The organism is uncultured Meiothermus sp., from assembly GCF_937863175.1.
In the GTDB taxonomy this organism is placed as follows: Bacteria; Deinococcota; Deinococci; order Deinococcales; family Thermaceae; genus Meiothermus.
The window spans coordinates 1-6,536 of sequence record NZ_CALMCQ010000087.1; the positions used below are offsets into that span (position 1 = coordinate 1).

General features: G+C 55.2%; 10 protein-coding genes. 8 read left to right on the forward strand and 2 right to left on the reverse strand.

The genetic code is table 11. The features are described from left to right. The first annotated feature begins 11 nt into the window (after positions 1–11). From trxA to Q0288_RS03475, 3 genes are all read left to right on the forward strand, one after another. Positions 12–299, forward strand: a complete 288-nt coding sequence (trxA, locus tag Q0288_RS03465) for a thioredoxin (protein ID WP_299427269.1) — start codon at positions 12–14, stop codon at positions 297–299. A 236-nt stretch (positions 300–535) separates the two neighbouring features. Further along, positions 536–949: an Hsp20/alpha crystallin family protein gene (locus Q0288_RS03470; RefSeq protein WP_299427241.1), complete on the forward strand. Its 414-nt coding sequence runs from the start codon at positions 536–538 to the stop codon at positions 947–949. 132 nt (positions 950–1,081) lie between these two features. Then, positions 1,082–1,699, forward strand: coding sequence for a rhomboid family intramembrane serine protease (locus tag Q0288_RS03475; protein WP_299427244.1), 618 nt, complete (start codon positions 1,082–1,084; stop codon positions 1,697–1,699). 132 nt (positions 1,700–1,831) lie between these two features. Here Q0288_RS03475 and Q0288_RS03480 read toward each other — a convergent pair whose 3' ends face one another. Further along, positions 1,832–2,062: a hypothetical protein gene (locus Q0288_RS03480; RefSeq protein ID WP_299427247.1), complete on the reverse strand. Its 231-nt coding sequence runs from the start codon at positions 2,060–2,062 to the stop codon at positions 1,832–1,834. Next, positions 2,063–2,257, reverse strand: a complete 195-nt coding sequence (locus Q0288_RS03485; protein ID WP_299427250.1) for a hypothetical protein — start codon at positions 2,255–2,257, stop codon at positions 2,063–2,065. It lies immediately after the preceding gene. 317 nt (positions 2,258–2,574) lie between these two features. Here Q0288_RS03485 and Q0288_RS03490 point away from each other — a divergent pair, with 317 nt between their 5' ends. The 5 genes from Q0288_RS03490 to Q0288_RS03510 all read left to right on the forward strand — a co-directional run. Then, positions 2,575–2,772 (forward strand): hypothetical protein, encoded by a 198-nt coding sequence (locus tag Q0288_RS03490; RefSeq protein ID WP_299427253.1) that lies wholly within the window; start codon positions 2,575–2,577, stop codon positions 2,770–2,772. A 340-nt stretch (positions 2,773–3,112) separates the two neighbouring features. Next, positions 3,113–3,943, forward strand: coding sequence for an N-acetyltransferase (locus Q0288_RS03495; protein WP_299427257.1), 831 nt, complete (start codon positions 3,113–3,115; stop codon positions 3,941–3,943). Then, positions 3,933–4,343: an FdtA/QdtA family cupin domain-containing protein gene (locus Q0288_RS03500; RefSeq protein ID WP_299427260.1), complete on the forward strand. Its 411-nt coding sequence runs from the start codon at positions 3,933–3,935 to the stop codon at positions 4,341–4,343. Before Q0288_RS03495 ends, Q0288_RS03500 begins: the two co-directional genes overlap by 11 nt. Further along, the gene (locus tag Q0288_RS03505) at positions 4,336–5,460 is read left to right on the forward strand and encodes a DegT/DnrJ/EryC1/StrS family aminotransferase (RefSeq protein WP_299427263.1); all 1,125 of its coding nucleotides are present in this window, start codon (positions 4,336–4,338) and stop codon (positions 5,458–5,460) included. The genes Q0288_RS03500 and Q0288_RS03505 overlap by 8 nt, the downstream gene beginning before the upstream one ends. Further along, a partial coding sequence (locus tag Q0288_RS03510; protein WP_299427266.1) for an oligosaccharide flippase family protein occupies positions 5,433–6,536 on the forward strand: 1,104 nt, incomplete at its 3' end. The genes Q0288_RS03505 and Q0288_RS03510, both read left to right, overlap by 28 nt.

The window sequence follows — 6,536 nt, forward strand, 5'->3', positions numbered from 1 at the left end:
CCAGCGAGGGACTGACCCCCGAACTAAGCGCCAGCGTCCCGGTGCTGGTAGACTTCTGGGCCGAGTGGTGCGGCCCCTGCAAAGTAATTGCCCCGGTGCTCGAGGAAATCTCCCTCGAGTATGCGGGCAGGCTCAAGGTAGTCAAGCTCAACGTGGATCACCACCCCCTGGCCCAGAGCGCCTATCAGGTGCAGGGCATTCCCACCCTGATTCTGTTCAAAAATGGACAGCCGGTCGAGCGCATCGTGGGGGCTGCCCCGAAGCCAACCCTGCTACAGAAATTGCAGCCCCATCTGTAGCCTGCTGGTTTTGACCCTCGAAAGCTGCCGGGGTGTGTCAGGATAGAATTAATTCGCTCATCATATTGCCTTCTCCTGTCCTCCCCCAAAGGGGAGGTTTTTTTGGATGGGAGAGGGGGGTTAGACCTCTGGCAGCCATGGCTACCCGGCTTCGGCGATTTTATGAGCAATACAAGTAACTATACTTGACAATATAACACTCAGGTTTTATACTTCTTACCGTAAAGGAGATCGCTATGATTCGATACAACCCTTTCCGCGAGATTGAACAAATTCAGAACGCGCTGCTGCGCAACTTCGCTGTTCCTGCTGCCGAAAGCGCCAACCTGCCGCTGGTGGATGCCCTCGAGGATGCTGCCGGGCTGCACCTGGCGGTCTATCTGCCGGGGGTCGAGCCTGCTAATGTCGAGGTGACTGCCGAGAACAATACCCTCGCCATCAAGGCTGAGCGGCCCCTGCTCAAGTCCGAGAACGCCAACCAGTGGAGGCTCGAGGGCATTTACGGCAGGTTTGAACGTAGCTTCGTCATTCCCAACACCTTCGACCTTGGCAAGATCGAAGCCAGCTTCCGGCACGGCATCCTCTACCTCGATATCCCCAAGCTCGAGGCCGCCCAGCCCCGCCGGATTGAGGTTCGCGTCAACTCCTGAACCCAGACCTCCCCGCCGGACTCCCCGATCTGCGGGGAGTCCGTCTGGTCTGGAAGGGCCGCATTGGCCCGGTTTTCAACTTCTGAGCCGACCCTGCGGCCTTCAGCCTACCCGGTAAGGTAGGCTGTTGGCATGTTTCCGCTGCACGACATCAACCGTTCGCACCGCCGCCCCTACATGGTCTACCTGCTGGTAGTGCTGAACCTGCTGGGATTTGTCTATACCTTTTTCCTTACCGACCCTGCCGCAGTAATTGGGGCCTATGGCTTTGTTCCGGCCCGCTTTGCGTCCGACCCCTTTGGCGAATGGATCACCATTTTCAGTAGCATGTTTCTGCACGGCAGCATTATGCACATCCTGGGCAACCTGTGGTTTTTGTGGGTCTTTGGCGACAACATCGAAGACCGGTTGGGCCACGGGCGGTTTGTGCTGTTTTACTTCCTGGGCGGAACCGTGGCAGCCGTGGCCCAGGGGCTGGTGGGCGGTTTTGCTGGCGAGGTCCCCATGATTGGCGCGTCGGGCGCCATCTCGGCAGTGCTGGGGGCCTACATTGTGCTCTACCCCCGCGCCCTGATCCTCTCGCTGGTTGGCTGGTTCCCCATCCCGGTGCCGGCCATCCTCTATCTGGGCTACTGGCTGCTAATTCAGTTTGTGGGCAACTTTTTGGGCGAGCCGGGGATTGCGTTCTGGGCGCATATTGGGGGGTTTGTGGCGGGGGTGGTGCTGATTCGGTGGTTTGCCAGGCCATAGTCGGGACGACCGAGAGCCGGGTTCCCTGCACCACCGGCTTGCCGGAGAGGATCTGGGAGTCTGCAACAATCCACTCGAGCCAGTTCAGCAACAAGGTGGGTGCACGCCTCTCCATCGGTGAAGTTGGGTTGCTCAGGCTGCCCCATGTAACTCTTCCAGCGCATCCTCGAGGTCGTCGAGGCGTTGGGTCACCTCGCGCAGGGCAGCCGCAGTGAGCTCTAGCTGCAAAGCCCGTGCTCGCAGGTCATGTGCATCCCCATCCATCTTGTAGCGCCCCAGACTGTCTAGATACGTGCGGCAGTCGGCAGCCAGCTCGTCAAGCAGTCGGGCCTGGGCGTCTTGGAGGGATTCCAGAGTGCTCATTTATCTCCTTTTGTGCAGCCGCTTTTCATATTTTGCGATGGCTTGTTGGTGGAGGGCGATGTGGCGTTTCCATAGCGCAATCAGCTCCATGTTGGGGTTGGGTCGGCTTTCCTCCAAAGCAATTTTTGCTAAGTGCTCGTCTACAACCTGCCGATGTCCCGCTATGTGTTTGCGAATCTTCTGGTTGCGGCCCACCGTACAAAGAGTTTAGCATTTCAAAATTCAAACCCGCCGTACAGGTCTTGCGAAAGCCAATGCGGCCAGCTTTCGAGAGGCTACCAAGTTTAGTGATCTGGGAACAAAGAAATGAGTATGCGCTGGAGATTGCGAGGCAAGCCGCTCCACAGCAAATCCCGCTGTTCCACAGGCCGAATCCATGTCGAAAACCAACTTACCAGTGCATGATGCTTGTGGGGCCTGTTGGTACTAGCCGCTGGAATAGCGGTATGGCTGCCCTGGCTGACGAAACCCTGAAGGCCATCATCGCCCTCATTTAAGAGCGGCTGTCGCCTGTGGCAATTTACCTTTTTGGCTCCCAGGCCCAGCCCAATAGCGATCTGGACATCGCTGTTTTGGGCATCGCCCCCTACGACCCCTGGGCGTTTTTCGTCTGGCGCAGAAGTTGGTCGCACTACAGGAGACAGATTTCCATGAGGTTAATCTGGTGGATCTGGCTACCGCTGCTCCACCGCTCAGGGCTCAAGGGGTGACGCAGGGTCGGCGTGTGTTTTGTGCCGATCGGCCCGCTGTAACTCATTTGAAATTCGTGTGCTGAAGGAGTACGACTATCTGCAAGAAGAGCGGCGGCAAATCGTAGAGGACATCCGCCGTCGGGGGCGGGTCTATGGATGAGGTACTCCTGGGCAAGACCGCTCCTGCCGATTCTCAAAGCCATTCTGGAGCAACGCCTATTAATTTCGCCGAGTTATCTACTGCGCTTTTTACGCCTGGGTAACCTCGAGGGTTGAAATTGGTAGAGCGTCGCTATGGGCGAGGAGGGGATTGCCTTCTGGGCGCATATTGGGGGGTTTGTGGCGGGGTGGTGCTCATTTGGATGTCTTTACCCTCAGCAAGAAGGACTGGTTAGCAAAAAACAAACCATTCGAAGGGAAAGCGTGCGATACACTTACCTTTGATATGCAACCCATAAGCTCGGCGGCGGTGGTTCAAACTCAGAACATAGGCAAGGATGTCCAAATTGCAGAGTTTGCCGTTATACGGCCAGATGTAACGATCGGCAATGATGTGGTAATTCATCCCCACGTAGTAATTGAATCAGGGGTAATTCTTGGAGATGGTGTAGAGGTTTTTCCTGGAGCCTATATTGGAAAAGAGCCCAAGGGAGCCGGAGCTCTTGCCCGTAAACCTGAGTTTGAAAAGCGCGTGGTCATAGGGGCTAACAGCTCCATTGGTCCGAACGCGGTTATCTTCTATGATGTCGAGATTGGCGAAAACACACTTTTAGGTGATGGGGCTTCTATACGAGAGAAATGCCGCATTGGCTCGAGGTGCATTATAAGCCGTTATGTAACAATCAACTACAACGCCACAGTAGGTGACCGTACCAAGATTATGGATCTGACTCATGTAACCGGAAATTGCCGCATCGGCAACGATGTCTTCATTAGTCTGACTGTTGGCATGGTTAATGACAACGCTATCGGGAAAATGGACTATGACGAGACTAGAGTGCAGGGGCCAGTTATTGAAGATGGGGCAGCGATTGGCGCTGGGGCCACCCTACTCCCGGGAGTTGTAATTGGGAGGAATGCGATTGTTGGAGCTGGTGCGGTGGTCACCAAGAATGTTGAGGCGAACACTTTGGTAATGGGAACACCGGCCCGTTTTGTAAGGAAGTTGGGAGAAGAGTATGGGTCTTGATCAAGTGCGGATACTGACGCTCCCCAAGGTTAGTGACCCTCGAGGGAACTTAACTTTTGTTGAAGAAAATCGCCATGTTCCCTTTGAAATCAAGCGAGTTTATTACCTCTACGATGTGCCGGGTGGTGAGGGGCGGGGAGGTCATGCGCACCATGAGCTAGAACAACTAATCATCGCGGCTTCTGGCAGTTTTGACATTATCCTCGACGATGGATATGTACGACATCGCTTCCACTTGAACCGTTCTTACTTTGGTTTGTATGTACCTCGAATGATTTGGCGGGCGATGGATAACTTTTCTTCTGCTTCGGTGTGTCTGGTACTTGCCTCCAATTTTTACGATGAAGTAGATTACATCCGCGACTATACCGAATTTTCACGTAAGATTCGTAATGGATAGAGTTCTTTTCCTCGACCTGAGGGCGGCTTACCTCGAGCTTAAGCCCGAGCTAGACGCAGCCGTCGTTCGCTCGATGGAAAGCGGCTGGTACATAGGTGGTTCTGATGTTGAGGAGTTTGAGAAAGCGTTTGCTCGATACTGCGAAGCCAAGTTTTGTGTGGGTGTCGGAAACGGACTTGATGCGCTGCATCTTGCACTGAGAGCATTGCATGTTGGCTCGGGCGATGAGGTTATCGTGCCCAGCAACACCTACATTGCCACCTGGTTAGCGGTCTCGTATACGGGAGCAAAACCGGTTCCCGTCGAGCCGGATGTCAGCACGTATAACCTGGATCCTGCACTGGTAGAGGCTGCCATTACACCCCGTACAAAAGCAATTATTCCGGTTCATCTGTACGGCCAGCCCGCCGATCTGGATCCCATTCTTGAAATAGCTCGAAAGCATAACCTGAAGGTACTCGAGGACGCAGCACAAGCTCATGGGTCGAAATACAAAGGACGGCGGATTGGCGCACATAGCCATGCCGTGGCCTGGAGCTTTTATCCTGGCAAAAACCTAGGCGCTATGGGCGACGCAGGGGCTGTTACCACCAACAACCCCGAGATTGCCGAAAAGGTGCGGATGCTACGCAACTACGGCTCTAAGGTTAAGTACGTCAACGAGATGGCAGGCTACAACAGTCGGCTTGACCCTCTGCAAGCAGCCGCACTCGGGGTCAAGCTCAATCATCTCGACGAGTGGAATTTGCGACGTCAAACAATCGCTCGCTTCTACCTGAAGGAGCTTTCGGATACCCCTTTGGTGCTCCCGGTTGTTTCTGATTGTACCGAGACAGTCTGGCATCTGTTTGTAGTCCGAACCCCGGCGCGGGATATGGTGCAGAAACACCTCGAGGCCCAGGGTATTGGAACCCTTATCCATTACCCCATTCCACCCCACCGGCAGCAAGCTTACGCCGAAATTGGTTTGCGGGAGGGCAGCCTCCCGATCTCCGAGGCTATCCACCGCGAAGTGCTCTCGCTGCCGATTGGCCCTCACCTGAGCCTCGAGCAGGCGCAGCGGGTGGTCGGGGCCATCCGCTCGTATCCATGGACTCCATCCTCAAGGCCACGCTAATCCTGGGCAGCGGGTCGGTTGCCAGCCTGCTGGCGGGTCTGGTTGCTAACAAAGCCTATGCGGTTTGGGTGGGGCCAGATGGAGTAGGGCTGCTGGGGCTGTTCCAGGGCTTGCTAGGGCTTGCAGGGCTGTTTGCCGGGATGGGGTTATCCTCTGGCTTGGTGCGGCTGGGTGCAACTCCAGCAAGTCAAAACGAAGCTGTTGCAGTAGCTGCTCTACGGATAGCCGCCTGGCAGATTTACGGGATATTTTCCTTGGCCGTGGCCCTACTGCTGTTACTTTTCGGCCAGCCTATCGCCCGGATGCTGCTGGCAGATAGCCCGGCCTGGACGGTTGTGTTGGTGATTGTAGCCATGTTGCTTGGTCTGGCGGCAGGGGTACAGATCGGCCTTTTGAATGCCCATCATCGAGTTCCAATGCTTGCCAAGGTCACTGCCTTTTCCAGTATTTTTGGGGCAGTCTGGGGTATTGGGCTGGTCTGGGTCTGGCGTGAGGCTGCGCTGCCCTGGGTGCTGTTGGGGGTTCCACTGGCACAGCTTGCCATAGCAAGCTTTTTTGCTCGAAGCCTTAATCTATCTGCTAGTCAGCCTGACCCGGCGAAGGTGAGAGAGGCTCGAGCTCAGCTAATGCGTTTTGGCCTGCCTTACACTATAAGTCAATTGCTGGGCAGTGCAGTACAACTCGGGATGCCTTTTTTTGTCCTGCACACTCTGGGTCAGGAGAGCGTGGGTTTTTACAGGGCCACAGTCCTGTTTTCTACAGCATATATCGGTTTTTTGCTAACCGCTCTGGGTCAAGATTTTTACCCTCGGTTATCGGCGCTAAGAGGCCAGCCCGTGGCCTTTCGGCAGGCCATAGATCATCAGCAAAGGTTTGTATTACTGCTGGGTGGCCCACTAGTTGTGCTTTCACTGGCCCTCGCTCCACTGGTCATTGCGGTTTTGTTTTCACCAGAGTTCAAGCCTGCCGTAGCCATTCTAAACTGGCAGCTTGTAGGAGATCTGCTGCGCTTTGTGAGCTGGACACTGGGCTTTGCAGTTCTGGCTGGTTTGCCCAGTCGAACCTATCTGCTAACC

What these genes read in the sequence shown, in the direction of transcription:
- Q0288_RS03470 (WP_299427241.1), top strand. Translation starts at nt 536, where the DNA reads ATGATTCGATACAACCCTTTCCGCGAGATTGAACAAATTCAGAACGCG.
- Q0288_RS03475 (WP_299427244.1), top strand. Translation starts at nt 1,082, where the DNA reads ATGTTTCCGCTGCACGACATCAACCGTTCGCACCGCCGCCCCTACATG.
- Q0288_RS03480 (WP_299427247.1), bottom strand. Translation starts at nt 2,062, where the DNA reads ATGAGCACTCTGGAATCCCTCCAAGACGCCCAGGCCCGACTGCTTGAC.
- Q0288_RS03500 (WP_299427260.1), top strand. Translation starts at nt 3,933, where the DNA reads ATGGGTCTTGATCAAGTGCGGATACTGACGCTCCCCAAGGTTAGTGAC.
- Q0288_RS03505 (WP_299427263.1), top strand. Translation starts at nt 4,336, where the DNA reads ATGGATAGAGTTCTTTTCCTCGACCTGAGGGCGGCTTACCTCGAGCTT.